Below are 26,545 nucleotides of genomic sequence, written 5' to 3'. Positions count from 1 at the left end.
GCATGAATTTTAAAAATCCACACTTCTCCTACATTATACTTCATATTAAATTGAATAGGAATTATGCTTTTTGTGAACTACCAAATTCACGCATTTTACCAATCACTGTTGTTTTGATTGCTTCGCGTGCTGGACCTAAGAATTTACGTGGGTCGTAGACAACTTTATCGTTTTCTAAAATTTCACGTATTGCTTTTGTCGCAGCAATTTGGTTTTCTGTATTCACGTTAATTTTAGCTGTTCCTAATGAAATTGAACGTTGGATATCCTTAGTTGGAATTCCAGTACCACCATGTAATACTAATGGCAAATGCGTCAATTTAGAAATTTCTTCCATTTCTTTGAAACCTAAGTTTGGCTCACCTTTGTATGGTCCATGTACTGAACCAAGTGCTGGCGCAAGACAGTCAATATCTGTTGCTTCTACCATCTTACGGCATTCTTCAGGATCAGCGTACATGATACCACCGATTACGCCATCTTCGTCACCGCCAACAGTGCCTAATTCTGCTTCTACAGAAACACCTTTTGAATGGGCATATTCCACTACTTTATGTGTAATTTCAATATTTTCTTCAAATGGGTGGTGCGATGCATCGATCATTACAGACGTGAAACCTGCATCTACAGCTTCTTTACATTTTTCGAAGCTTGAGCCGTGGTCTAAATGAATGGCTACAGGCACAGTTGTACCGTAAGATTCCATTAACCCTTTAACCATGTGCACAACTGCTACAAAACCGCCCATGTATTTACCGGCGCCTTCAGATACGCCTAAAATTACAGGTGATTTTTCTTCTTCTGCTGCTTGAAGAATTGCTTGTGTCCACTCTAAGTTGTTGATGTTAAATTGTCCTACTGCATACTTTTCTTCTTTTGCCTTGTTTAACATTTCTGTCATCGATACTAAAGCCATAATATAAAATCCTCCTTCAGGATGCGTGCCATATCAGTCAGCACATTGTATTATTATTTTATCAAAAAAAAATCCCTAATTCTACCTTGTCACCCTAATCTTCCAACAAATTATTGACGGTATTTTGCAATTCTTTAATATCAAATGGCTTTGTAAAGTAATGTGTAGCACCAAGTTCTTTTGCTTGATCTAATAAATCTTGCTCACCATAAGCTGTCATCATAATGATGGGCATCTTTTGACCTAACTTTTGCAAATGTTTTAAGATTTGAATACCATTGGCTCCAGGAATACGCATATCTAATAACATACAATCCATGATGATATTTTCTAAAAAACGAATCGCTTCCAAACCGTTTGCGGCTAAATAGGTTTCATAGCCAGCTTTTTTGAATACTTCGTTTAATAAAAGGCGAATTCCTGCTTGGTCATCTACAATTAATATTTTCTTCATTTTTTTCTCCTAACAGCTCTACTTATATATTCCCCAAAATCTATGATTCAGTCCTATTTTTACATTCTATTTCAACCATATTATAATATATCTTATGAGGTGAAAAAAGAATGTTAAAAATGCTAACAACGCAGTTAAATGGTTTATTCCAAAGAATTAGCGGTTCGGAAGAAGAAGCAATTGAAGAGACAGCACGTCTTCTTGCGCAAGCGACGTTCGGACATGGTCGCGTATTCTTTGTTTGTTATGATGAATTACAGGCGATTGAGATGAATGCACTACATGCAGAGGAGAAGTTTACAAACTTACATGCATGGAATGATTCCATTACACTTACAGAACAAGACCGTGTATGTATTTTTACACGTCATGCAGATCATCCTGAAGCACTTGCTTTTGCAAAAAAACTGTATGAACAGTTCATCCCTTTCGGTGTCGTGACATCCGAAAAAGCAGATGATGCTGGCGCAATGACGGATTATGCCTATACGTATATCTCAATGGGCATTCGAAAAGGTTTACTACCGAATGACTTGGGTGAACGTATTGTCGTACCCCATACGCTTGCTGCCTCATTCATTTATGAAGCGATGAAAATTGCCTATGATGAAATGGTTGACGGGGAATAATTTAAATGAAGAAAGAGGCTTGGATGTAAATCCAGCCTCCTTTTTATTTACTATACTTTATTTGCTTCTATGAATGGCAAACCTTTTTCTTGCAAGACTTGTTTATAAAAAGGATCTTTTCCTATCGTGATAATGTGATCGGCTACTGCTTCTACTTCGTCTAAATGATGTGTCGTCATGACGATTGTACAAGTCGACTTTAATTGTCGAATGAGTGATTGAATTTCATAACGTGATTTTAAATCAATTCCTACAGTTGGTTCATCTAAAATGAGAAACGTTGGTTGGTGTAATAAACCAATTAAAAGATTGGCTTTACGCTTCGTACCGCCCGAGAGTTTTGAAATAGGTTGATGTAAGTCGACTAGATGCAATTGCTCACAATAACGCTTAATTTGTTCGTCAGAGATGGCGCCTTTTTTTTGCTTTTTGAAAAATTGAATGTTTTGCTGTACCGTCAGATGATCCCAAAGCGCAATTTCTTGTGGTACAAAACCGATGATTTCATGTATTTGTTTCGAAGTGATCGGACTGTTTTGATATAAAATACGCCCTGTATTCAAGTGTTCAAGTCCCGCAAGAATATGCAGTAATGTTGACTTACCAGCACCATTTTCTCCGAGCAGAACGGTTACTTTTTGCTCTTCAAACATTAAATTAAGATCGCGAAATAATGTCTTTTCACCAAATGATTTTGTAGCCTGTTCAATTGCGATCATATAATCCCTCCCATCAACTGTGTTCCAATATAAATGACACTATACACAATGGTCCAGAGCGTCGTCATCCAAAGCATGTGACTGGTCGTTCGAACAAAGAAGAAAAGCCATGCGAGTACGATTTGGCTCGGTATTAACCAGAGTAGGTTCACGATGAGTGGCGATTGTACTTGTAGAATCCAGACACTCATACTTCCAAGCATGTACACAAAGAGGAGTGCATATACGCTATATCTACTAATTAATTTCAACCAAGCGAAGCGATATAATTTCAGTCGATTGAATACATTAAATTGTCGCATACTTCGTAAAAAGATCACTTGTAAACTCAACAAGGAAATGAGCCCGCACATAAAGAATGTATTGAATAAGCTTCCTGTTGTCGTTCGTGTAGTAGATGTCGCTTTTTGCAGTTGATTCTTTGGTTCGTTCTTTTCATAGGCTTGTTCAATTTTCTCAATCGGTTCTTTGTTCTTCAGTTCATCTTTAATCATATATGGAATTTGCTGTTTATAGAGTGCCTGACTGATTAATTCTGTTGCAATGGACGCGACTAAACCATCTGCTTGCACAAGGCGAACTGTTCCTTTCGTACTTTGCGAAGCTAAATTTGTCGAAAAGCCTTTTGGAATGATGAGTGCCACGCTCGCTTCATTCAAACGAATTTTTTCAGTCGCTTCTTCCGCGTTTAATAAGGATTGAACAGCGATGTAATCCGATTGTTGAATTGACTTGATCCATTCTTTTGACTGTTTAGACTGGTCTTCATCTTGGATGAGTATGGGAATTTTAAATACTTGTTGTTGGCTTTTTTCAAATAAGAAAATAAGACAAACGACTGCGATACAAGTTAAACCATATAAAATCCATTGTTTTTTCATCGGTATTTCCTCCAAACTAACACGACACACCATATGAGAACAATACTGCTAATCTGTATATAAAAAACAGATGTAAAATCAGTAATGTAGTTTTCATGAAGTAAATCTAATATGCGCTGAAATACTTGGGCAAATAGATTTTCTTTCATATGCCACTGTTGTGTATAAAGTGTTGGAATAACTGCCCCCGAGAACACGAGTAGGTAGAGTAGGATAAGCCATTTTCCAATAGAGCAGCGAACCCATTCACATAGCGTAAATAAGAAGAAAATTGATAAAATATAACTAAGTAATGTCGTTATTAAATACAAGCTATTATAGGCTTCGAATGCCGTAAATGGAACAATGCAGATTGTCATAATGATTGAAAAAAGAACTGTCACGATGGTCGCAAATAACCCTCTCGATAAAATCAAACGTTCTTGAACGAATGGGTAGAGGCGTAGACGTTGTTGTAGTGCTTGTGACGTATTCATATGCAATAATGTTGAAACCGTCCAATAGATAATCAAAATTGATAGGAAGTACGCACTTACGAGTACATACGTCGATAATTGATACGTCTTCACTTCTTCCACTTCAAATGCACCTTGACGGTCTAATCCCGTCACGAGTAAGCGAATCATCATCGAAACTAATTCTTCATCTGTCGCTTTTTTCTGGAATTCTGCGAAAGTTAGAATCCCACTCTCTGCTAACATCAAGCGACTATATACGGAATCAGCCAATTGTTGAATCACAATACTTTGAACGGATGTTTCATCATATGTATAAACGTGAATTGGTAATTCCCCATTTTTATAAAAAGCTTGTGTCATTCCTTTATTTAAAACAATATAGCCGTCAATCTTATGATTTTCTAAAGCTTTTGTTGCTTGTTCATTCGTAAAAGGTTTGAGCTTAAATTGATTTGAGAACTCTTCTCCTTTACCGACTGCTTGTAAAATCATATTCGTTTCAGTTGTTTGGTCTTGGTCGACAATGCCAAGTTGTAGGATTGTCTCTTTTTGTTGATGGGTGTTGAACCATAAAAGTGCAGCTAAAATGAGTCCAATAAGCGCTAAAACATAGAGAAGCACATACCACTTTTTCAATAAAAAAGAGTGGTAAATGCCCATTAAGTTCATGATTGACATTTACACACTCCTCCTATTTTATAGTCCGCCTAAACCCATAAATAACGAAGCAAATACGTTTGTTACTTCTTCACGTAATTTGATTACTTCATCTTCCGTCATGTCGTTCACATTTTTCGCGTTTGGAACGTCTAGTTTAAGTGGTTCTTTTAATTTTGTTTTTGTATCTACAAATAGTTTAATATTTTCACCTTGTACATCAAAAGCAACTGTTCCTTTTGAGTCTTGGCTATTATTCTTCACATCTGTTGTCATCTCTTGATCGTACGTAATTTTGAATGGATCTTCATCTGGCGCTGTAAAGTTCAGAGCCATCGCATTCGTACGCTTCTTACCATCAACTTTTTCATCATTTGTCAGTTGAATTTCAAACATCGGTGTATCTTGGTCTGATAATTTAATTGTGTAGTCATCTTTAAAGTCTTTTGAACCTGTTGATGAACCTTCAATTGTTAATGTACCTGTTTGTTCTTTGTCTGTTCCAACAACTTTTAATTGTACTTCTTTGTCTACTTTTGTATCAGCGACAATGTGTAATTTTTCTTCATCAATACCAATTACGATATCACGTTTTAAAATTGTTTTACCATCGACATAAATTGTTGACTTAATCGCTGGGAAATCTGCTGCTTTTGTTTCTTTTAAACTTTTTAAAACTGTCTGTAATTCTTTTTTCACATTAATTGTTGCATCTGATTGCTTTAATAGCTTTTGTAAATCTTTATCATTCGATGCTTCTTCCACAACTGCAATTGTTAAATTCTTCACATCTGTATTTTTCATGTCTAATGTAATTGTATCAAGCTTTTGCTTTTTACCGAATACGTCGACCTCTTCGCTACCTTTTTTGAATAAGTCATCATTTAATTGGTCGATTGTGAATTTCATATAACGATTTACTAAGTCATTTAGCTCATCTTGTGAAATCGGTGTACTCATGATGCTGTTTAGGTTTAATGTATCATTCGTTAAACCATCTTCAGTACTCATTTTTTCCCCTGTTAATTTTTCAAGTCCTTCAATAAATTGATCATTATTGAATTGTATCGGGTTCTTTAGAATTGGTCCTTGTAAATATTGATATTTAGCGTCTGCACTCCAAATGAATGCATCCATCTTGCTATCTCCAATTGTCGGATTAATCGCCAATTGAGATGCACTGTTTTTTGGATCATGTGCTGCACTTAATTCAATTTTAGATGATTTGATTAAATCTGTTGGAATGCCAAATTCACTTGTAAGTGTTTCCGGTAATTCTGCACCTAATGTAATACTCGATTTGTAAGACTCATTTGGCATTTTATTTGATAACGCCATTTCATCTTTGTATCGCTCAGAAAGATAATTACTTACATCTTCATAACTTTTCTTTTCACTTAATAAATATTTATTCTTTGGCGTATTTGTAAAATAGTAATATACGCCAAAACCACCAGCTGCAACTAGGACGACTAACGCAACGACGATGGCGATTGCTTTTTTTGTCAAAATTTCCACCTCACATTTTTAATATACTCATCATACCTAATATCCCCTTTTTTAGAAATAGATTTTATCATAAATATAGAATTTTATCACTTAAACGAGCATTTTTATACTTAAATTATCTTTTAATGCACAATCTTATTTTCTCTATACCCTTATTTTGAAATTAAACGTTTTAATTTTAATGTTTTTTTGATTGAGATATTTCTCCCTCTAAAATAGTGTCCTGAACAAAATATGTATGTGTCTTTTTAGAGTTCGAAACGAAAAGCCAGAACCGTGCTACAACACGATTCCGGCTTTTCTTATGCTCATATAAGATTTACGCTTATATCCTAGCACCTATTTCTTCATCATTATTTCATTGTTGCGCCAATAAAGTCGCGGAATAAAGGTTGTGGACGTTGTGGACGTGAGATAAATTCTGGGTGGAATTGTGCTGCCACGAAGAATTTCTTCTCAGGTAATTCTAAAATTTCTACTAGTCGACCATCTGGTGATAAACCTGAGAATACAAGACCTGCTGCTTCCATCGCTTCACGATACGCATTGTTAAATTCATAACGGTGACGATGACGTTCATATACTAACGACTCTCCGTAGATTGCTTCTGCTCGTGAACCTTCTTTTAATTTACATGGATATAAACCAAGACGTAATGTACCGCCTAAATCTTCTACATCTTCTTGGTCTGGTAATAAGTCAATAATTGGATGTGCTGTATCTGCATCTAATTCAGCAGAATGCGCACCATCTAACCCTAAAACATTACGTGCAAATTCAACAGCTGCCATTTGCATACCTAAACAAATACCTAAGAATGGTACATCGTTCTCACGTGCATATTTAATCGCTTCAATCTTACCTTCTACGCCGCGATCACCAAAACCACCCGGTACAAGAATACCATCAACTTTTGATAATAAAGATGCTACATTTTCAGCATTTACATCTTCTGCATTAATCCACTGAATGTTAATGTCAGCATCATGTGCATAACCAGCATGTTTTAATGCCTCTGCTACTGAGATATAAGCGTCTTGTAATTCGACATACTTACCGACTAATGCCACTGTTGTTGTTTTAGATAGATTTTTCACACGATCAACTAAAGCTGTCCACTCCATCATATCTGCTGCTGGCGCTTCCATACCAAAATGGTCTAATACAATGCCATCTAAATTTTGTTCTAATAGTGCTAGTGGAATATCATATAAGCTTTCTGCATCTACACACTCTACTACTTCATGTGCATGTACATCACAGAATAGCGCAATTTTTTCTTTCATACTTTGTGGAACAGAACGATCTGAACGTACAACTAAAATATTTGGTTGAATACCTAATGAACGTAACTCTTTTACAGAGTGCTGTGTTGGTTTTGTTTTTAATTCTCCTGAAGCTGCGATATACGGTACTAATGTACAGTGTAAATACAATACATTTTCACTACCTAAATCACGTTTTAACTGACGAATCGCTTCTAGGAACGGTAATGATTCGATATCACCTACTGTGCCGCCAATCTCTGTAATGACAATATCTGCATTCGTTTCGCGCCCTGCACGTTGAATGCGGTCTTTAATTTCATTTGTGATATGTGGAATAACTTGCACTGTTCCACCTTCATAATCACCACGACGCTCTTTTTTCAACACAGTTGCATAGACACGACCTGACGTAACAGTCGAATGTTTACCAAGGTTAATATCAATAAAACGCTCATAGTGACCTAAGTCTAAATCTGTTTCTGCACCATCATCCGTTACGAATACCTCACCATGTTGATACGGACTCATTGTGCCTGGGTCGATGTTGATGTAAGGATCAAATTTTTGTGTAGTTACTTCTAAACCTCGATTTTTTAATAAACGACCGAGTGATGCTGCTGTGATCCCTTTACCCAAAGACGATACGACGCCACCTGTTACGAAAATATATTTAGTCAAATTGACTACCTCCTTAGTAATGTGATTCCAATCATTTTGTAAAATGAAAAAACGCCCCCATCCTGCAATTTTGCAGGGGGAGCGTCGTATTTACACGGTCAATCTCCTTTTTAAGGGAGCCCAAATAAAAGAGTATTACTTTTGCAGTTGTAAGTCAAGAATTTTATCGTTATGACGTAAAAGTGCTATTTTAGGAAGGGCTTTCATTCCTTTTGTACCGTATTTTACTGATAAAAAAATTTTTTAAAGGTGATATTTCGGAAAGTTGTTTTTTTTATCGATTCATATAGAAAAAAAGTGCGAATTCCTTATAAGAAATTCGCACTTTTTAAAACGAGATTATTTAAAATCTTCTTCCTCGTCTTCTTCTAAATCATCTTCATCTTCATCTAAATCAATTTCGATGTCGATTTCTAATTCTTCTTCGTCTTCATCTAAATCTTTATCTTCATCAATGACATCTAGAACTGCTAAATTGTCATCATCTTCGTCGTCATCGTCATCATCATATGCGTCGAATTCTTCAACTAAGTCTAAGTCGATTTCGATTTCTTCATCATCTAATAATAAATCGTCATTTAATAATGCCGCTTTTACTTTTTTCTTATGTGTTTTAACAGTTGGTGCAATCTCTTCTTCTACTTGATCAATTGCATACCACTCTCTTAAGCCCCAACGATTTTCAGCTAATACCATGAAGCGTCCATCGATGTTCATATCTGTGTAGAATTGGTTTAAATACGCATCCATTTGTTCTGGTGTACGTGCATTTAATTTTTCAAGTTCTGCAATGATTTCTGTGAAAGCAAGTGGTTGCTTTTGTTCAGTTAATAAGCCATAAGCTAGGTTGACTAGCGATTCTTCTAATAATTCTTCTTCAGTTAATTCACGAAGGTTCAATTCGTGCACGTCCTTTCCTAAATACATAAAGTATGATGTTACTATTATAAACGCAGTGTACTACATTGTACCACAATCATTTAGTTGTTTTGTTGACTTTTATGCGCGTGTAAACAATATAGAATAAATAAAATGAGAGCAATAAGATTGGAATTGCGCCCAGTTGCTTATTATACATGAAATAAGTCGCAATCAATAGTCCTATTAAAATGATACTTGGAACGAATTTCTTCATCAATTTAACGCTCCTTAAAAAAACTCTTTACCTGTCATTATACAAAAAAATAATGATTTTGTCCTTATACAAAAGAAAGCACCTCTTTTGTATCGAAATACGCAAGAGGTGTTGTGTCATTCTACTACATATTACGACGGTATTGTCCGCCTACTTCGTATAATGCATTTGTAATCTGTCCTAGACTCGCATAACGAACTGTTTTCATTAACTGCTCGAAAATATTGCCATTTGTTTTCGCAACATGCTTTAATTTTTTTAGTTGCTCTTCTGCTTCATCACGATGTTTTTCTTGGAAAGTGCGTAGATTTTTTAATTGTAACTCTTTTTCTTCTTTCGTTGCACGTGCTACTTCCATTGAATCAATCGATTCGTCCGATTCTTCATTTGGATTCAAGTACGTATTCACACCGATAATCGGTAATTCACCTGAATGTTTTAGATGTTCATATAACATGGATTCTTCTTGAATTTTACCACGTTGATACTGTGTTTCCATCGCACCAAGTACACCACCACGGTCGTTAATACGATCGAATTCTTCTAGTACAGCTTGTTCGACTAAATCCGTTAATTCTTCAATGATGAATGAACCTTGTAATGGATTTTCATTCTTCGCTAAGCCATACTCTTTTGTAATAATCATCTGAATCGCCATCGCACGACGTACAGAACCTTCTGTTGGTGTTGTAATCGCTTCGTCATATGCATTTGTATGCAGCGAGTTACAGTTATCTTGTAGCGCCATTAATGCTTGTAGTGTTGTACGGATATCGTTAAAGTTAATCTCTTGCGCATGTAAGCTTCGTCCAGACGTTTGAACATGATATTTCAACTTTTGACTACGCTCATTTGCACCGTACTTATTACGCATTGCTGTCGCCCAAATACGACGTGCAACACGACCAATCACCGTATATTCTGGGTCTAAACCATTGGAAAAGAAGAACGATAGGTTCGGTGCAAAATCATCAATATGCATACCGCGACTTAAATAGTACTCAACATATGTGAAACCATTTGCTAGCGTGAATGCTAATTGTGAAATTGGATTTGCGCCCGCTTCTGCAATATGATAGCCAGAAATCGATACAGAATAGTAGTTGCGAACTTTATGGTCGATGAAGTACTGCTGAATGTCACCCATCATACGTAGCGCAAATTCCGTAGAAAAGATACATGTATTTTGCCCTTGATCTTCTTTTAGAATATCTGCTTGAACCGTCCCACGCACAACATTCAACGTATGTTCTTTCGTCTCCGTAAATTCTTCGACTGTCAGTGTTCTGCCTAACTCTTCTTCACGCTTTTGCACTTGTTGATCGATTGCTGCATTCATAAACATTGCTAAAATAATCGGTGCTGGTCCATTAATCGTCATCGACACCGATGTAGATGGTGCGCATAAATCGAATCCATCATAGAGTTTTTTCATATCCTCTAATGTACAAATACTAACGCCAGACTCCCCGACCTTACCATAAATATCAGGACGTTCTGCTGGATCTTCACCGTATAATGTTACGGAGTCGAAAGCTGTTGATAAACGTTTGGCATCATCATCTTTTGAAACATAGTGGAAACGGCGATTCGTACGTTCCGGTGTTCCTTCCCCAGCAAATTGACGCTTTGGATCTTCACCTTCACGTTTGAACGGGAATACGCCTGCTGTGAATGGGAACTGTCCTGGAACATTTTCACGATAGACAAAGTTTAAAATCTCACCGTAGTCTTTATACTTTGGTAAGGCTACTTTCGGAATTTTTGTACCGGATAAACTTTCTGTGCGTAGAATTGTGCGAATTTCTTTGTCACGTACTTTCGTTACATATTCATCCTCTGAATAATCCGTTTTTAACTGCTCCCAGTTTCGTAAAATCGTACGTGATTCAGCTGTTAGTTGTTCTTCTGTTTGGAAAGCTAATTGCTCTAAAACTTGGATTGTCGCCTCATCTCCACCATTTGCTTTCACTGCTTCAATTGAGCCATGTAATGTGAATAGTCGACGTGCGATATCTACTTGTTCTGCTGCTGTTTTATGATAGTTACGCACCGTATCTGAAATCTCTCGTAAATAATAACGACGGTCATTTGGAATAATGACATTTTGTTTTTGTGTCTTAACGAATTCTTCATAGCTTGTTTGCCAATCTAAATCCATCTTCTCATTAAATGTACGAATAAGTGCCGCAAATAATGCGTTTGTACCTTTATCGTTAAATTGACTCGCAATTGTACCGTAAACAGGCATGTGATCGATTGGCTCATCAAAACGCATATGACTACGCTGATACTGCTTTTGCACTTGGCGTAGTGCATCTTCTGAACCTTTACGTTCAAATTTATTAATAACGATTAAGTCGGCATAGTCAATCATATCAATTTTTTCAAGTTGTGTTGGCGCACCAAATTCACTCGTCATGATGTACATTGCGACATCTGAAATTGTCGTAATCTCATTATCACCCTGTCCAATACCAGATGTTTCAATGATGATTAAATCGAACCCAGCGACTTTCACAACATCAAGTACATCATGAATAGCATGCGATAGTTCTGTACGTGAATCACGTGTCGCAAGCGAACGCATATAGATGCGCTGGTCGAAAATCGCATTCATACGAATACGGTCACCAAGTAGCGCACCACCCGTTTTTTGCTTTGTTGGGTCAATTGACAAAATCGCAATTTTTTTATCTGGGAATTCAGAAAGGAAACGACGAATTAATTCATCTGTTAATGAACTTTTCCCTGCACCACCTGTTCCTGTAATCCCTAAAACAGGTGTATGTTTTGAAGCCTGTCGCGCCTTTTCTAAAAAGGCTTCATTTGCGCCATTCTCTGCATACGTGATTAACTTCGCAAGTGTCGGCACATTCTCAGTTGTGACTTCTGGTATTAAATCGATAACATCATCTTCTGGTAATGGCTTGTCAGAATCATTAATCATTTTCGCTACCATACCATCTAATCCAAGACGTCGACCATCTTCTGGTGAGAATAATCCTGCAACACCATATGCATGTAAATCTTTTAGTTCGGATGGGAGAATAACACCTCCACCGCCGCCCCAAATTTTAATGTGTGGTGCGCCCTTCTCTTTTAATAAATCATACATATATTTGAAATATTCAACATGTCCACCTTGGTAAGAAGATACTGCTACACCATGTGCATCTTCTTGAATCGCTGCATTGACTACTTCTTCTACAGAACGGTTATGACCAAGGTGAATAACCTCTGCACCCTGTGCTTGTAAAATACGACGCATAATATTAACGGACACATCATGTCCATCAAATAAACTTGATGCCGTTACAAAACGAACTGGACTTTTACTTTTCACTTTTCCCATTCTATGACCTCCCCTTATATAAAAGAAGGGCAGTAGAGATTGATGCTTGTTCAATTTCTACCACCCACTATAAATGCCCCAACATCATACAGTTTGCTTCATTATTTTTGTAGCATACGTGAAATAACCATACGCTGAATTTCTTGTGTACCTTCATAAATTTGTGTGATTTTCGCATCGCGCATGAAGCGTTCTACTGGATAGTCTTTCGTATAACCATAACCACCAAATACTTGTACAGCATCTGTTGTTACTTTCATCGCCGTATCACCAGCCATGAGTTTCGCCATTGCAGATGCTTTACCGTATGGTAGACCTTGTCCTTCTAACCACGCTGCTTGATATGTTAAAAGACGTGATGCTTCTGTTGCTGTCGCCATATCAGCTAGTGTGAAACCGACACCTTGGTTTTCAATGATTGGCTTACCGAATTGAACACGCTCACTTGCATATGCAACTGCCGCATCTAGTGCGCCTTGTGCAATACCAACTGCCTGTGCTGCAATTCCGTTACGACCACCGTCTAATGTCTTCATCGCAATTTTAAAACCATCACCAACCTCACCTAAGATATTCTCTTTGGGAACGCGGCAATTTTCAAAAATAATCTCCGTTGTTGGTGAAGAACGAATCCCCATCTTATCTTCTTTCTTCCCAACAGAGAATCCTTCAAAGTCAGATTCTACGATGAATGCTGTTGTACTACGACGGTCATTCGGGTCCGTTAATGCAAATACAACATAAATATCAGCTAAACCACCATTTGTAATGAAAATTTTCGAGCCATTAATGATGTAATGGTCACCATCTTCTTTCGCAACAGTTTTCATACCCCCTGCATCCGAACCAGAAGAAGGTTCTGTTAAACCATAAGCACCAATCTTCTTACCTTCTGCCATCGGGCGTAAATATTTTTGCTTTTGTTCTTCTGTACCGAATTTATAAAGCGGCCAACCTGCTAAAGACGTATGAGCGGAAATTGTGACACCCACTGAAGCATCTACACGCGATAATTCTTCTACAACGATACAGTACGCTAAATAATCCATTCCTGCGCCGCCGTATTCTTCTGGCCACGGAACACCTGTTAAACCAAGTTCAGCCATTTGTTCGAAATGCGTACGATCAAATCGTGCTTCTTCATCACGCTCTGCTGCTGAAGGTGCGATTACTTCCTCTGCAAAATCACGAACCATTTTCTTTAACATCTCATGTTCTTCTGATAATTTAAATTGCATATTCATTTCCTCCCGCTTTTAAAGTTCTTTTGAAATAACTAAACGTTGAATTTCACTCGTACCTTCATAAATCTCTGTTACTTTGGCGTCGCGGAAATAGCGCTCTACAGGATATTCTTTTGAATAACCATAACCTCCGTAAACTTGGATGGCTTCAGTTGCTACTTCAACTGCAATTTTCGAAGCAAATAATTTTGCCATCGAGGCTTCTTTTTTACAGTCCTCACCACGTTCATATAATGCTGCTGCACTATAAACTAGTTGCTTCGCTGCTTCTACAGATGTCGCCATATCAGCTAATTTGAATGCAATTCCTTGATGTTTAATAATCGGCTGATTAAATTGTTGTCGCTCTTTCGCATAACCAATAGCTGCTTCAAGTGCCGCTTCAGCAATTCCTAAAGCCTGTGCCGCGATTCCAATTCGTCCAACATTTAAGTTTGCCATCGCGATTGTAAAGCCTTCGCCTAATTGACCTAGTATATTTTCTTCTGGGACAAATAAGTTTTCGAATGTCAGTTGTACCGTGCTTGAACCATGCAATCCCATCTTCGCCTCATTTTTACCAATTACAAGTCCTTCCATCGTGCGCTCCACAATAAAGGCTGTAATTCCTTTTGTCTTTTGAGTTGAATCTGTTACTGCAAATACGATATAGATATCTGCATAACCACCATTTGTAATGAATACTTTTGAACCGTTTAGTTCGTAGCCACCCTCTACTTTTTTTGCAGAAGTTTTAATAGAAGCCGCATCTGAACCTGCTGCTGGCTCTGTTAAACAAAACGAGCCTAAATATTCACCACTCGCTAATTTTGGAACGTACTTTTCAATTTGTGTGTCTGTACCAAATTTTAAAATTGGATTCGTTGCAACCGATGTATGCACCGATAAAATAACGCCTACTGTTCCACTTACTTTAGACAATTCATGAATTGCCAAAATATAAGAGATAAAGTCCATATCCGAACCACCATACTTTTCAGGTGTCGTCATCCCCATTAGCCCTAATTCGCCCATCTTCGTTAAAACGGCTGTTGGAAATTCATCTTTTTCCATATTCGGTACGAATGCTGCAACCTCCGTTTGTGCAAAATTGCGGACCATTTTTTGTAGCATTGCTTGTTCTTCTGTTAATTGGATCGCCATAATGGAACTCTCCCTCCATAATTTTTCAAGTCGTTCTGTTCATGGCTTGAATTTGGTTCCCCAAACATCTCTAGATGATGATGGTTTCTTACTCGTACACATAAAAGCCGCGACCGCTCTTCTTACCATACCAACCTGCTGCTACATATTTACGCAGTAGCGGACATGGGCGGTATTTACTATCTCCAAATCCTTCATACAATGTTTCCATAATATAAAGACATGTATCTAAACCGATGAAATCAGCAAGTGTTAATGGCCCCATTGGGTGATTCATCCCCATTTTCATCACGTCATCAATGGCCTCTACACTAGCAACTCCTTCATACAATGTGTAAATCGCTTCGTTAATCATCGGCATTAAAATACGATTGGCAACGAAACCAGGATAGTCATTTACTTCTACAGGTGTCTTTTTCAGTGCATGCGTTAATGTTTCAATCGTTTCATACACTTCATCTTTTGTAGCAAGTCCACGAATAATTTCAACTAACTTCATCACTGGAACAGGATTCATAAAGTGCATGCCAATTACTTGCTCTGGTCGCTTAGTTACAGCTGCAAGCTCTGTAATTGGTAATGACGACGTGTTTGTTGCGAGAATCGCATGTTCTGGTGCTAACGCATCTAAGTCTTTGAAAATGAATTGCTTAATCGCCATATTTTCTGTTGCAGCTTCAATGGCTAAATCAATTTCCTTTGCGCGTTCCATTGATGTTTCAAGTGAAAAACGAGATAAGATTGTATCTTTTTCTTCAATAGTAATGCGCTCTTTTGATACGTTCTTTTCTAAGTTTTTTGCAATGCGTGCAATACCTGCTTGTAACGATTGTTCTGATGTATCACAAAGAAGAACTTCATACCCTGCTGTTGCACAAACTTCAGCAATCCCTGCACCCATCTGCCCTGCACCAATGACCATAATTTTGTTGATTTCCATCTCTCGCTTCCCCCTTATACTTCAATCATAATCGCGTCGCCTTGACCGCCACCTGAACAAATTGCCGCAATTCCAATGCCACCGCCACGACGTTTTAGCTCATGTGCTAATGTAAGAACAATTCGAGCACCTGATGCACCGATTGGATGTCCAAGAGCTACTGCTCCACCATTTACATTAATTTTTTCTTCATCTAAACCTGCAATTTGCTTACTCGCTAAAGCTACAACTGCAAAAGCTTCATTGATTTCGAATAAATCAATTTCATCTACGGATTTCCCTGTTTTTTCGAGTAATTTTTCAATAACTAACCCTGGTGTTTGTGGGAAATCTGCTGGTTCTACGCCAACTTCAGCGTGACCAATAATTTTCGCAAGTGGTGTTAAACCACGCTTATTTGCTTCTTCTTCATTCATCACAACGACTGCACATGCACCGTCATTAATACCTGGTGCATTCCCTGCTGTTACCGTTCCGTCTTTACCGAATGCTGGTTTTAAATTCGCTAATACTTCTACTGTAGTTCCTTTACGCGGCGCTTCGTCCACACGAATGACAAGGTCTTCACCTTTTCGTTGCGGTACAACGACGTCGACAATTTCTTGTTCAAATACACCATTTTCAATTGAAGCCACTGCACGTTCTTGACTGCGTGCCGCAAAGCGATCTTGTTCTTCTCTTGAGATGTTTAATTCCTTCGCTGTCTTATTTCCGTAAGTTCCCATATGAACATGCGCTGGATCAAATGCGCAAGATAGACCGTCATAAACCATACCATCTACTAATGTTGCATTATTCATACGTAAGCCAAAGCGTGCATTCGGTACATAGTACGGTGCATTCGACATAGATTCCATACCACCTGCTACGATGATGTTCTCATCACCTAAACGAATGAGCTGGTCTGCCAATGTAATACTGCGTAAACCAGAGGCACATACTTTGTTAATTGTTTCTGTTTTTACCGACCAAGGAATATCTGCTTTTGCTGCTGCTTGTCTTGATGGAATTTGTCCTTGCCCTGCTTGTAATACATTTCCCATAATGACTTGATCGATTTCTTCAGGAGCTAAGTGAATTTCCTCTAAAGCACCTTTAATCGCAATGCCGCCTAAATCACTTGCGGATAATGAACTTAAAGAGCCTCCAAACTTGCCAAAAGCTGTTCGAGCACCGCTAACAATAACTGATTGATTCATGTTCATAACCTCTCTCTTTGTAAGTATGCGCTTTCAAGTTCTTGTCAAAAGAAAGAGAGTGGGAATTTCCGCACTCTCTTGTAAAACCTAAGAATAAAATAGGTTTATTTTTCCTTATTATATAATAAATGTATTTTTAAGGAAAGTTTTTTTGTGCGATTTACACAGTTTCTTCTATTTCATCCTCTTTTTCTGTCGGAGGTGGTGTATGTTCACCGAAAACAGAACGCTCAAGAATTTCTGCTACATCATATGTGCCAACTGATTCTTCCACTTCTTTCGCTTTCGTACCATCCGATAACATCGTTAAGCAATATGGACAGCCTGCTGAAATCATCGAAGGTCCAACTGCCAATGCTTGTTCTGTTCTCGCAACATTGATACGATTTCCTACATGTTCTTCCATCCACATGAGACCGCCACCTGCGCCACAGCACATCGCGTCTTCACGATTACGTTCCATCTCCAGTAATGTCACACCTGGAATGGCTTTTAAAATATCACGTGGTGCATCGTACACTTCGTTGTAACGCCCTAAATAACATGAATCATGGAAGGTGATTTTTTCATTCACTTCATATTGTGGAACAATTTTCTTCTCTTTCACTAATTTCGCTAATAGCTCTGTATGGTGATACACTTCACCTGACCAACCGAAATCACTGTATTCATTTTTGAAGATATTATAAGCATGCGGATCAATCGTAATGATTTTTGTCACGCCTGCTTTTTCAAATTCTTTAATATTCGCTTCTGCCAACTCTTGGAATAAGAATTCGTTCCCTAGACGACGCGGTGTGTCACCTGAGTTTTTCTCTTTATTACCAAGAATCGCAAATGGAATGCTTGCTTCATTTAATAAGTGAGCAAAAGAAAGTGCAATTTTTTGTGAGCGACTATCGAATGAACCCATTGAACCAACCCATAATAAGTATTCGAATTCTTCGCCTGCTTTTTGTGCTTCTTTTACGGTTGGAATGTGTAATTCTGGGCGTTGGTCGCGCCAGTTTTCTTTTTCTTTACGATTTAGCCCCCATGGATTTCCTTGACGTTCGATATTTGACATCGCGCGTTGTGCATCTGGGTTGACCTTACCTTCTGTCATCGTTAAATAACGACGAAGGTCGATAATTTTTTCTACGTGTTCATTCATTACAGGGCATTGATCTTCACAGTTACGACATGTTGTACATGCCCAAATTTCTTCTTCTGTGATGACATCCCCAATTAATGATGGGTTATAAATATCTTCTACTACTGCTCCTTCTACTCCACCTGCCATCGCCAATTGATTTCCTTTTGACTGGTTGAATAGGAAGCTTGGAACCCACGGTCTTTGAGATGTTTGAACAGCACCTTTATTCGTTAAGTGGTCACGTAGTTTCAACATTAAGTCCATTGGTGACAGCATTTTTCCTGTACCACTTGCAGGACACATATTTGTACAACGACCACATTCTACACAAGCATATAAATCAACTAATTGTAGTTGTGTAAAATCTTCAATTTTTCCTACACCGAATGTAGGCATCTCTTCTTCATCTTCTGATTCCTCATCCATATTGAAGTCAATTGGTGTTAATTTACCAACAGGACCTAGACGGTTGAGATATACGTTGACTGGACCAACAATTAGATGCGCATGTTTTGATTGTGGAATATACACTAAGAAAATGAGTAAGAATAGTAAGTGAACCCACCACATCGCATAGAAACCAGCTGCTGCTGCAACAGGTGAGAAGAAACTAAAGATTGTAGCGACTCCAGATGCGACTGGCTCTGACCATGTTGTGTCTTCTCCGTTCCAAATTAACCCCATACCATTACCCACTAATACAGAAATCATTAGGCCACCGATGAAGATTAATACTAACCCTGATTTGAAGTTGCGTTTTAAACGGACAAGCTTCTCAACATAACGACGATAGAATGCCCAAACGACTGCAACTAAAATTAAAAGTGCTACAATTTCTTGGAAGAATGTGAAATATGGATAGAGTGGTCCAAGCGGCAAATGTGAGCCTGGTTTTAATCCCTTCCAAATGAAATCAATTGCGCCAAATTGTACTAAGATAAAGCCATAGAAGAAGATGACGTGCATAATACCGCTTTTCTTATCCTTCAATAACTTTTTTTGACCAAAAACCATCACCCAGATTTTATGTAATCGAGCTTTTACGTTCTGATCAAATTCTGTTTTCTTACCGAGCTTAATGAAATCGTATCTTGTTTTTAAAAGATAGCTAAATAGGTACACTGCATAAAGAACAACTACTAAAAAGAGTACCCAGTTTAAAACGAGTAGACCATTCATTGTACTTCCCCCCCTGTGATAACCTATTATTTCCCCTTTGTTACCACCTTTTTCATATATTTGAAACGATATATATACTTCTATTGTAGATTATGAATGGTTATTCAGTCAACATTTTTCACGCATTATGCTGTTTTTAATAGAAAATATGCTCGTAAATGCTCATTTTATTTAAAAATAAAAATAAGAAAAGACATTAGAATTCTCACTTCTAATACCTTTTCTATACTTATATTATTTCAGTCTATGTAAGTCATGTTGTAAAATTTTTGAAATATTTGCTACTTGTTCGGCTGTTACGCCAATCAAAACCATCGTTGAAGGTCCTGCTGAAGCAGTGGAGTCGTAGGGTACATTTTCTACATCTACCACATCGATTAATTCCAGTTGCTCTAGCTCTTTTTGCAAGCCTTTCGAACCAAGAGGAATCACTTGTGTAATGTGCTGATTTTTCAGCGCTTCTACAATAACTTGGAGATTGGCAACTTGATGAACGTTTTGTAATAGCTGTTCGCCAACAAGTGGTCGACCGTATGTAAACCAATGGAGTTCAGATAGATTTGGAAGTGGTCGCTGCTTTTCACCGAGCATCGTAATACCAAATCCAGACTGTAGAGTTGGCATGTTCGTTTCGGTACTACCACTAATCGCTGGAACAGGTATTTGCACTTCTTCAAAAACGCGATTGATTCCCGTAATATACTTGCCCCATGCTTCTTCACTCGTAAAGTTTAACAAGATGATTTCTTTTGGAATGGCTTGATTGGCTAGTTGTTCAAGTAGTGTAACGCGTGTAGAGTAGTAACTCGTAACATCATCTGGCACATAAACGACATCTAATTCTTTTTCGCCGATTGCGCCCGAATTATCACTTGTAATTACTAAATTCCCAACCTGTCTTGCATTCCTCATGAAACTTCAACACCTGTTCGAATGAATGCTTTTTTAAGTAGGGGCAGTAGTATTAAACCAACTACAACATTAATTAATGTCGCGGCTAAAATACCTGGTGCTACTGCAAAATACATCGCTGGTGATAATAAGAAGTAAAATGGGAGTGGTGATAGTACACCATTTGATAAAATAATCCATGCCCATGCCAACTTCTTCATTCCTTTACGATAAATAATGGCTGCTACACCCACGACAACTGCCATCTCAAGGGCAATGAAGATATGAAATGGCAATGTTAATGGGAAACCGGAAGATAGCGCTGTTGCCATATGTCCAAGTGCTCCCGCTGCTGCTGCAAGTGGTGCTGGTATAAATGCAATACTAATGAACGCTGGAACTGAATCCAATGCCGGCGTCCCCGGCGGTACAGGAATTTTAATAAAAGAACCAATTACGGAAAGTGCGACAAACATTGCAGTTAAAACTAAAAGCCTAGTCTTTTTCACGTTTGTCACCTCCCTTCTTGGCGCGACCTCCGTCCTTAAATACTTTCGCACTTCTTGCGTATTCAACATCTGGTACATTTAGACGTGAATTGACAACACGCGCTACAGCGAATAAGTAATCTGATAAACGATTTAAATAACGCTGTACAACAAGAGGTACATCTCCTTCTTCTGATTGTTTTAATAATGTCACCATTTGACGTTCTGCACGGCGTGTAATCGTACGTGCGATGTGTAAAGTAGCGGCTGCTGGTGCGCCTCCTGGTAAGATGAATTTTTCTAACAATGGTGGCTCATCCATTAAAATATCAATACGTTGTTCCATTACTTCGATTGGTTCATCTGTCATTTTATAATGACGTTCTTTCATTACGTTTGCTAAATCACCACCGCAATCAAATAATTCGTTTTGAATATTTTCTAAATCATGTAATACATCTTCAAATAACGCTGGATCTAATTCTGATACAGCCTTGCCAATAAATGAATTTAATTCATCAATCGTTCCATAAACTTCTACGCGTGCATCATCTTTATCAACGCGACCTCCAATTAAGCTTGTTTTACCTTTATCGCCTGTACGTGTATATAAATTCATTGTGCCATCCTTCTTTCTATTTAATCTTTTGTGGAATTCCATACCAAATTCGTGTAATTGTTTGACTTTCTGCAAACAAAAGTTGATATAACCTACCTAAAACATCGCGTAATTTTCTTTTTTCAGAAAAAATTGGAACGACACCTCTACCAATGTCTTCTATAATGACATAGATTGATTTGTATTTAAAACCATTTTTTACAATTTTGTTAAAAAAAGTTTCCGCTACTTCTTTTTCAGGTTCATTTAGAAAAGGTTCAATTTGCTTCTCTAAATCAGTAATAACAAGTATTTCAGCATGTTCATTTTCTATATTACTGTGTTGTAAATCATTACACCAATCAACTGCTTGCCCTTCTAATTGTTTTGCTATATATTTTCTTTTTCCGTTATATGCACCACCGATAATGACATGCATCGCTTTCCCTCCTTAAAGTCCTGAAAAGATGTGAAGGTGAGTTCATAGATTTCATCATGTGAAATCGCCCAATCCCAAAATCCAGATGGCTCGGGCGCATATTTCATAAGGAGCATACGAATCGTGCCACCATGTAAGACCATCGCACATTTCTCTGCTTCAGTTATTTCAGAGATGCCCATTTCTACACGCTGTTGAAATTGCTGAAAGCTCTCTCCGTTAGGCGGTGTGACTTGAAGTGGATCATCAATCCATGCACGATATACTTCATCTTCTTTTAAATCTTCATACGTTTTCATTTCAAAATCACCGAAATTCGTTTCGCGAAAAGCAGGAATCCCTTGAAAAGTAGCTTGCGGATAATACTGCTTGACTGTTTGTTCACAGCGCTTTAAATCGCTACCGTAGACAATTTGTACAGTTGAATCGATGATGGGAAGTTGTTTTTCCACAATTCCTTCATCCGTCCATCCCACATATTTTCTCTCCACATTCCCCTGTGTTTTTGCATGGCGCGCTAATGTAAGAGTAAAAGTAGAATCCATAACATCAACTCCATTCCTTCGATGAAAGCACCGTATAAGTCACCTGAACTACCGCCAAAATGTTTGATTGTCCAACTACGGTAAAGACGTGACATGCCTAACACAAAAAGGACAAACACAGCGACAATTAACCATGCCTGTGTAAATATTCCGACCAGAATTGCTACGACTAGTAAACTACCAAAAATCGTATAAATAAATGGCTTCATTAAAATATGTGACTTAAAAAAGGCGCCAAGTCCTGTTTCTTTATTTGTCGGTGTTTGAACGAGGTAGCATGCCATTCCTAAGCGTGCTAAAAAGGGAATGAATAAAAACCAATAGATAGAGATAGCATCTGTCGCTACGAGTTGTGCAAAGAATAGAACTTTAGCTGCTAAGAAAATCACGAGTGCCATTGCACCGAATGCACCGATACGTGGATCGTCTAAAATCGCATGACGTTTTTCTCGATCACGATATGAAAAATATGCATCACTCGTATCGACAAAACCATCTAAATGTAGTCCACCTGTTAAAATCAAACCCGTTAAAATGACTAAAAACGCGATTAATAGAGACGACCAATTCGTATAATGCATCAGCAATTGATAGACACCGTACATGATGGCACCCATACATGCTCCAACAAAAGGAAGCATACTAAACATCGTTGTCACATGACGTTTTGTCATCGGAAGTTCCTTATTGACGGGAATGACTGAAAAGAACTGAACTGCGAGTAAAAATCCTGTCATCTACTTTCCTCCTTTCCAGTAGTGAGGAATGCCATAATCCACCTCAATTGCTACATCACAAAATGACACAAGCCATTGATGAAACAGACCGATTTGCTTTCGATAAAATTCCACTTCTTCACTCTCGTATTTACTCTCATCAAGCACTTCATTCGATACAATGAAAAAGGGAATGTGCTGTTCGTTCATATGGCGACACCATGCTTTCGCTTCTTCTACTCGCTGTTGAAAACACTCTACATGTTGCCACTGCATGGATTCGTCATCCAACTGTACATACATCTCATTCGTCAGCCATGTCGTGACACAATCCCATAATACAACTGCATCTTTTGGAATTCGATTTACGAGTGTCGCAAAATGCGTCGGCTGTTCAATAGTCGTCCATTTTAGTGATGTTCGGTCTGCTTGATGCCATGCAATGCGCTGCTTCATCTCATCATCGAATGCAACACCTGAAGCGATATAATACATCTTTCGATTCGTCTGTTGTGCAGTTTGTCGAACAAGTTGTTCTGCAAATGCACTTTTACCACTTCGAACACCACCTGTTATAAAATGGCTGTTTGTTGAAACCACTGCGTCATCTCCTGTTCTACGATTTTCATTTCCTCAGCTGTTTTCAAACCCATGCGAAGCCACTCACCTTGTAGTACGCGATAATTTTCAGTATGACGGAATACGATGCCCTTTTCTAAAAAGTAGCGATAAAACTGCTTGGTTTGCTGTGGATTTGGTAATTGAAAACAGAGGTAGTTCGTCTGACTATTAGCAACGACACAACCTTGATTTTTTAAGTATTGACGCCATTTTTCACGCTGTTCGATTGTAGTGGTGATTGTCTGCTTACGATATTCTTCCTCTTGCAAACACTGTGTTCCAATCGTTGTGGCTAAGCCATTCACATGCCAATGTGATGCATAAGAAGCCAATTTTTGAATCAATTGTGGCTGCGCAACCAGATAACCCAATCGAATACCTGCTAATCCATACATTTTCGTCATCGAACGGACAATGATTGTATGCAAAAATTGCTCTCTGCATGGAATCATCGTTGGCTCTGGTTCTAACCAATCCATAAACGCTTCGTCTAAAATGACGTAGCAGTTGAATTGTTCTCCCCATTCCATAATCGTCTGAAGCTGTTCTTGTGGTGGTAATACACCTGTTGGATTATTCGGTGTACAGAGATAGATTGCCTTCGCCTGCTTCATCTCTTGTTGAATTTGTTCCATTGGTAAAGACCATGTACATACATCTTCAACTTCTACATGAATCAATTGTGCTTTATGTACAGATAAAGTAGCTTCATACTCTGAAAAGGTTGGATGAACGAGAATGACACGTTGCTTCGCTAAAAACATCGCTAAAAAAGTGAATAGCTCGGCTGCACCATTACCTACAAGTACACATTCTTTTGATATGTGATGCTTGTTCGCTATCGCACTTAAAAAAGGTTCTCCCTGTGGATCAGGATACTTCTCCACAACTCGGACATATTCAGTCCATGAATTTCGGATAGATTGTGGAATCCCCGCTACATTCACATTTTCACTTAAATCAATCATGTGTTCAGGTTGTGGGATCCCAAGTTGTTGAAATAGTTTATGTGGATTAGCTCCATGACTGGGTAGCATAGTAGATGACACCTCCTAAAATCGAACAAAGTAGCCAAAAGCAGATACTCGCTTGCTGCATTTGTCGAATCGTTTTTTGAATATCTTGCGCTTGTAATGGTTTCGTAGAGTACCCCATCTCTGCACGATGTGAAGCAACGCCTTCATAGTAGTTTAGGCCACCTAGTTGAATGCCAAATTGATATGCAGTTGCCGCCTCTAAATAACCACTATTCGGACTTGGGTGCTTTTTCGCATCTTGTAGCCATGCTTGTAGTCGCTCGCGATATGTATAACTCGTTTCATTATTTGTACAAGTGACGATGAGAAATCCTGTGATACGGCTTGGTAGCCAATTGACAATGTCATCTAACTTCGCAGAACAATAGCCAAACTGCGCAAATCGTTCATTTCGATAGCCTACCATTGAGTCGAGTGTATTGATTGCTTTATACATCCACATTCCTGTCGCACCGAATAGAAAACCGTAAAATAGCGGTGCTGTAATCCCGTCACTCGTATTTTCAGATACCGTTTCAATCACACCACGCGTAATATTCGCTTCATCTAAAAGCTCTGTATCACGACCAACAATCCACGATAACTTTTTACGTGCTTCGACTAAATCACCTGAAAGAAGTGGCGTATAAACATCAAGTGCTGCTTGTTTTAATGACTTTTGCGCTAATGCAATTGTCATGAATATCGTTTGAACGATTAGATAGACACCCCAATGAATTTGATACGCTACATAGCTAAGAGCAAACACAATGCTTCCGGTTAATAAGAGTGTGGAGAGTGTTAGCATGAAGCCTTTTGCGATGCGCTGTTTCCCATGATTCCACTTTTTCGTCGCAAAGGAAATCCAATTCCCAATCCAGATAATCGGATGGGGAAGTTTAGGTGGGTCGCCAACTAGACGGTCCAACCAGAATGCTAGTGTACACGAAATTATATGTAAAACGATTATCATTCCATCATCCCCTTTGCACGCTTGTAATCGTGTAAAGCATCTACAACCGTTTCATATACGCCTCTTCCTAAAATACGACCAACTGGCGTAACGGTCCCTGCATAGTTTTGATTTGTTCCTTGTTGTGTTGCCCCAATTAGAATGCTATCTGTTGATGTACCTGTCGCAATGGTATTCGATATACGGTCTGTAATTTTTTCATCTGCGAGTGCTTTTACCTTTGCTTCTGTAGCAGTCATCATCGCTTGTACAAAAGCTTCTTCTGTTAATGTCGCATCAATGAACGCCCAAATATTAATCGTCCCTACTTCGTAAAAAGGTTTTCTTAAATAGGATTTTGACACATCTACTGCATTACCGACACCAGCTGTCACCATAATGACCACATGAATAGCATCTGCTTCAAATTCTCGAATGATGGCATATCTAGCTGCTACTGCTGTCATCATCGCTACTGTTTGATCTGGTTGAAACCCCTGTTTTTCAATGTATTCCTTCATTTCTGTATGTGCATCTTCACACATATAATTAGCATCTACTGCACGATTCATACATGTGTTATACCATCCAAAACCTGCATTATGTAAAGCAGATGAGAGAATTTTCAACGGTTGATTCGATTCGAACACAACATAGGAGGGACGAATCTGAATCTGTTCTTTAGAAATAGTCATAACATAAGTCGTTCCTCTCTCAATATATTGCTTGAAAAATCAAATAATTTTAAAGCTCTTTTAAATTATATGCTAAAAAAGTATG

At 38.3% G+C, this 26,545-nt stretch carries 26 protein-coding genes; 1 reads left to right on the top strand and 25 read right to left on the bottom strand.

What is annotated here, in order from left to right:
- Positions 1-61: 61 nt before the first annotated feature.
- A complete protein-coding gene (locus MHB75_RS14760) occupies positions 62-916 on the bottom strand; it encodes a class II fructose-bisphosphate aldolase (RefSeq protein WP_068455944.1) in 855 nt (284 codons plus the stop codon).
- A 94-nt stretch (positions 917-1,010) separates the two neighbouring features.
- Positions 1,011-1,370, bottom strand: a complete 360-nt coding sequence (locus tag MHB75_RS14755; RefSeq protein ID WP_068455947.1) for a response regulator — start codon at positions 1,368-1,370, stop codon at positions 1,011-1,013.
- Between the two features lie 110 nt (positions 1,371-1,480).
- Between MHB75_RS14755 and MHB75_RS14750 the strand changes: the two genes are divergently transcribed.
- Positions 1,481-1,999: a DUF2529 family protein gene (locus tag MHB75_RS14750; RefSeq protein WP_340998822.1), complete on the top strand. Its 519-nt coding sequence runs from the start codon at positions 1,481-1,483 to the stop codon at positions 1,997-1,999.
- A gap of 50 nt (positions 2,000-2,049) precedes the next feature.
- On the opposite strand, the gene MHB75_RS14745 is transcribed toward MHB75_RS14750, so the two are convergent.
- The 23 genes from MHB75_RS14745 to MHB75_RS14635 all read right to left on the bottom strand — a co-directional run bounded on the left by MHB75_RS14745 (position 2,050) and on the right by MHB75_RS14635 (position 26,460).
- Positions 2,050-2,718 (bottom strand): ABC transporter ATP-binding protein, encoded by a 669-nt coding sequence (locus MHB75_RS14745; protein ID WP_340998820.1) that lies wholly within the window; start codon positions 2,716-2,718, stop codon positions 2,050-2,052.
- Positions 2,715-3,599, bottom strand: coding sequence for an ABC transporter permease (locus MHB75_RS14740; protein WP_340998816.1), 885 nt, complete (start codon positions 3,597-3,599; stop codon positions 2,715-2,717). Before MHB75_RS14740 ends, MHB75_RS14745 begins: the two co-directional genes overlap by 4 nt.
- A complete protein-coding gene (locus tag MHB75_RS14735) occupies positions 3,596-4,735 on the bottom strand; it encodes an ABC transporter permease (RefSeq protein WP_340998813.1) in 1,140 nt (379 codons plus the stop codon). Before MHB75_RS14735 ends, MHB75_RS14740 begins: the two co-directional genes overlap by 4 nt.
- An 18-nt stretch (positions 4,736-4,753) precedes the next feature.
- Positions 4,754-6,223: a DUF6583 family protein gene (locus MHB75_RS14730; protein ID WP_340998811.1), complete on the bottom strand. Its 1,470-nt coding sequence runs from the start codon at positions 6,221-6,223 to the stop codon at positions 4,754-4,756.
- Between the two features lie 353 nt (positions 6,224-6,576).
- Entirely contained in the window at positions 6,577-8,169 is a 1,593-nt protein-coding gene (locus MHB75_RS14725; protein WP_340998807.1) for a CTP synthase, read from the bottom strand.
- A 339-nt stretch (positions 8,170-8,508) separates the two neighbouring features.
- Positions 8,509-9,096: a DNA-directed RNA polymerase subunit delta gene (gene rpoE, locus MHB75_RS14720; RefSeq protein WP_340998804.1), complete on the bottom strand. Its 588-nt coding sequence runs from the start codon at positions 9,094-9,096 to the stop codon at positions 8,509-8,511.
- A gap of 49 nt (positions 9,097-9,145) precedes the next feature.
- Positions 9,146-9,304: a hypothetical protein gene (locus tag MHB75_RS14715; RefSeq protein ID WP_340998802.1), complete on the bottom strand. Its 159-nt coding sequence runs from the start codon at positions 9,302-9,304 to the stop codon at positions 9,146-9,148.
- 124 nt (positions 9,305-9,428) lie between these two features.
- Entirely contained in the window at positions 9,429-12,659 is a 3,231-nt protein-coding gene (gene icmF / locus MHB75_RS14710; protein ID WP_340998800.1) for a fused isobutyryl-CoA mutase/GTPase IcmF, read from the bottom strand.
- A 101-nt stretch (positions 12,660-12,760) separates the two neighbouring features.
- Positions 12,761-13,897, bottom strand: a complete 1,137-nt coding sequence (locus tag MHB75_RS14705; protein WP_340998797.1) for an acyl-CoA dehydrogenase — start codon at positions 13,895-13,897, stop codon at positions 12,761-12,763.
- Positions 13,898-13,915: 18 nt separating this feature from the next.
- Positions 13,916-15,046: an acyl-CoA dehydrogenase family protein gene (locus MHB75_RS14700; protein WP_340998794.1), complete on the bottom strand. Its 1,131-nt coding sequence runs from the start codon at positions 15,044-15,046 to the stop codon at positions 13,916-13,918.
- A gap of 88 nt (positions 15,047-15,134) precedes the next feature.
- Positions 15,135-15,986 carry a 3-hydroxybutyryl-CoA dehydrogenase gene (locus MHB75_RS14695; protein WP_340998792.1) on the bottom strand — a complete coding sequence of 284 codons (852 nt, stop codon included), beginning with the start codon at positions 15,984-15,986 and terminating at the stop codon, positions 15,135-15,137.
- A 14-nt stretch (positions 15,987-16,000) separates the two neighbouring features.
- Positions 16,001-17,185 carry an acetyl-CoA C-acetyltransferase gene (locus MHB75_RS14690; RefSeq protein WP_340998790.1) on the bottom strand — a complete coding sequence of 395 codons (1,185 nt, stop codon included), beginning with the start codon at positions 17,183-17,185 and terminating at the stop codon, positions 16,001-16,003.
- Between the two features lie 160 nt (positions 17,186-17,345).
- A complete protein-coding gene (locus MHB75_RS14685; RefSeq protein WP_340998788.1) occupies positions 17,346-19,499 on the bottom strand; it encodes a heterodisulfide reductase-related iron-sulfur binding cluster in 2,154 nt (717 codons plus the stop codon).
- 234 nt (positions 19,500-19,733) lie between these two features.
- On the bottom strand, positions 19,734-20,411 hold the full coding sequence (locus tag MHB75_RS14680) for a hypothetical protein (RefSeq protein ID WP_340998785.1): 678 nt from the start codon (positions 20,409-20,411) through the stop codon (positions 19,734-19,736).
- Positions 20,408-20,899, bottom strand: a complete 492-nt coding sequence (locus tag MHB75_RS14675; protein WP_340998782.1) for an ECF transporter S component — start codon at positions 20,897-20,899, stop codon at positions 20,408-20,410. Before MHB75_RS14675 ends, MHB75_RS14680 begins: the two co-directional genes overlap by 4 nt.
- Positions 20,886-21,497, bottom strand: a complete 612-nt coding sequence (locus MHB75_RS14670; RefSeq protein WP_141274978.1) for a cob(I)yrinic acid a,c-diamide adenosyltransferase — start codon at positions 21,495-21,497, stop codon at positions 20,886-20,888. Before MHB75_RS14670 ends, MHB75_RS14675 begins: the two co-directional genes overlap by 14 nt.
- Before the next feature lie 16 nt (positions 21,498-21,513).
- Positions 21,514-21,915 carry a hypothetical protein gene (locus MHB75_RS14665; RefSeq protein ID WP_340998777.1) on the bottom strand — a complete coding sequence of 134 codons (402 nt, stop codon included), beginning with the start codon at positions 21,913-21,915 and terminating at the stop codon, positions 21,514-21,516.
- The gene (locus MHB75_RS14660) at positions 21,867-22,460 is read right to left on the bottom strand and encodes a histidine phosphatase family protein (RefSeq protein WP_340998775.1); all 594 of its coding nucleotides are present in this window, start codon (positions 22,458-22,460) and stop codon (positions 21,867-21,869) included. The genes MHB75_RS14665 and MHB75_RS14660 overlap by 49 nt, the downstream gene beginning before the upstream one ends.
- The gene (cobS, locus tag MHB75_RS14655; protein WP_340998772.1) at positions 22,433-23,197 is read right to left on the bottom strand and encodes an adenosylcobinamide-GDP ribazoletransferase; all 765 of its coding nucleotides are present in this window, start codon (positions 23,195-23,197) and stop codon (positions 22,433-22,435) included. The genes MHB75_RS14660 and cobS overlap by 28 nt, the downstream gene beginning before the upstream one ends.
- On the bottom strand, positions 23,198-23,776 hold the full coding sequence (locus tag MHB75_RS14650; protein ID WP_340998770.1) for a bifunctional adenosylcobinamide kinase/adenosylcobinamide-phosphate guanylyltransferase: 579 nt from the start codon (positions 23,774-23,776) through the stop codon (positions 23,198-23,200).
- The gene (locus MHB75_RS14645) at positions 23,749-24,834 is read right to left on the bottom strand and encodes a pyridoxal phosphate-dependent aminotransferase (protein ID WP_340998768.1); all 1,086 of its coding nucleotides are present in this window, start codon (positions 24,832-24,834) and stop codon (positions 23,749-23,751) included. The genes MHB75_RS14650 and MHB75_RS14645 overlap by 28 nt, the downstream gene beginning before the upstream one ends.
- The gene (gene cbiB, locus MHB75_RS14640; RefSeq protein ID WP_445667028.1) at positions 24,812-25,786 is read right to left on the bottom strand and encodes an adenosylcobinamide-phosphate synthase CbiB; all 975 of its coding nucleotides are present in this window, start codon (positions 25,784-25,786) and stop codon (positions 24,812-24,814) included. Before cbiB ends, MHB75_RS14645 begins: the two co-directional genes overlap by 23 nt.
- Positions 25,783-26,460, bottom strand: coding sequence for an adenosylcobinamide amidohydrolase (locus tag MHB75_RS14635; RefSeq protein ID WP_141274985.1), 678 nt, complete (start codon positions 26,458-26,460; stop codon positions 25,783-25,785). Before MHB75_RS14635 ends, cbiB begins: the two co-directional genes overlap by 4 nt.
- Positions 26,461-26,545 lie beyond the last annotated feature (85 nt).

Origin of the sequence: Kurthia sp. FSL E2-0154 (assembly GCF_038003625.1) — a bacterium.
GTDB classification, from domain to species: domain Bacteria; phylum Bacillota; class Bacilli; order Bacillales_A; family Planococcaceae; genus Kurthia; species Kurthia gibsonii.
This window is presented reverse-complemented; position numbering and strand designations above follow the sequence as displayed.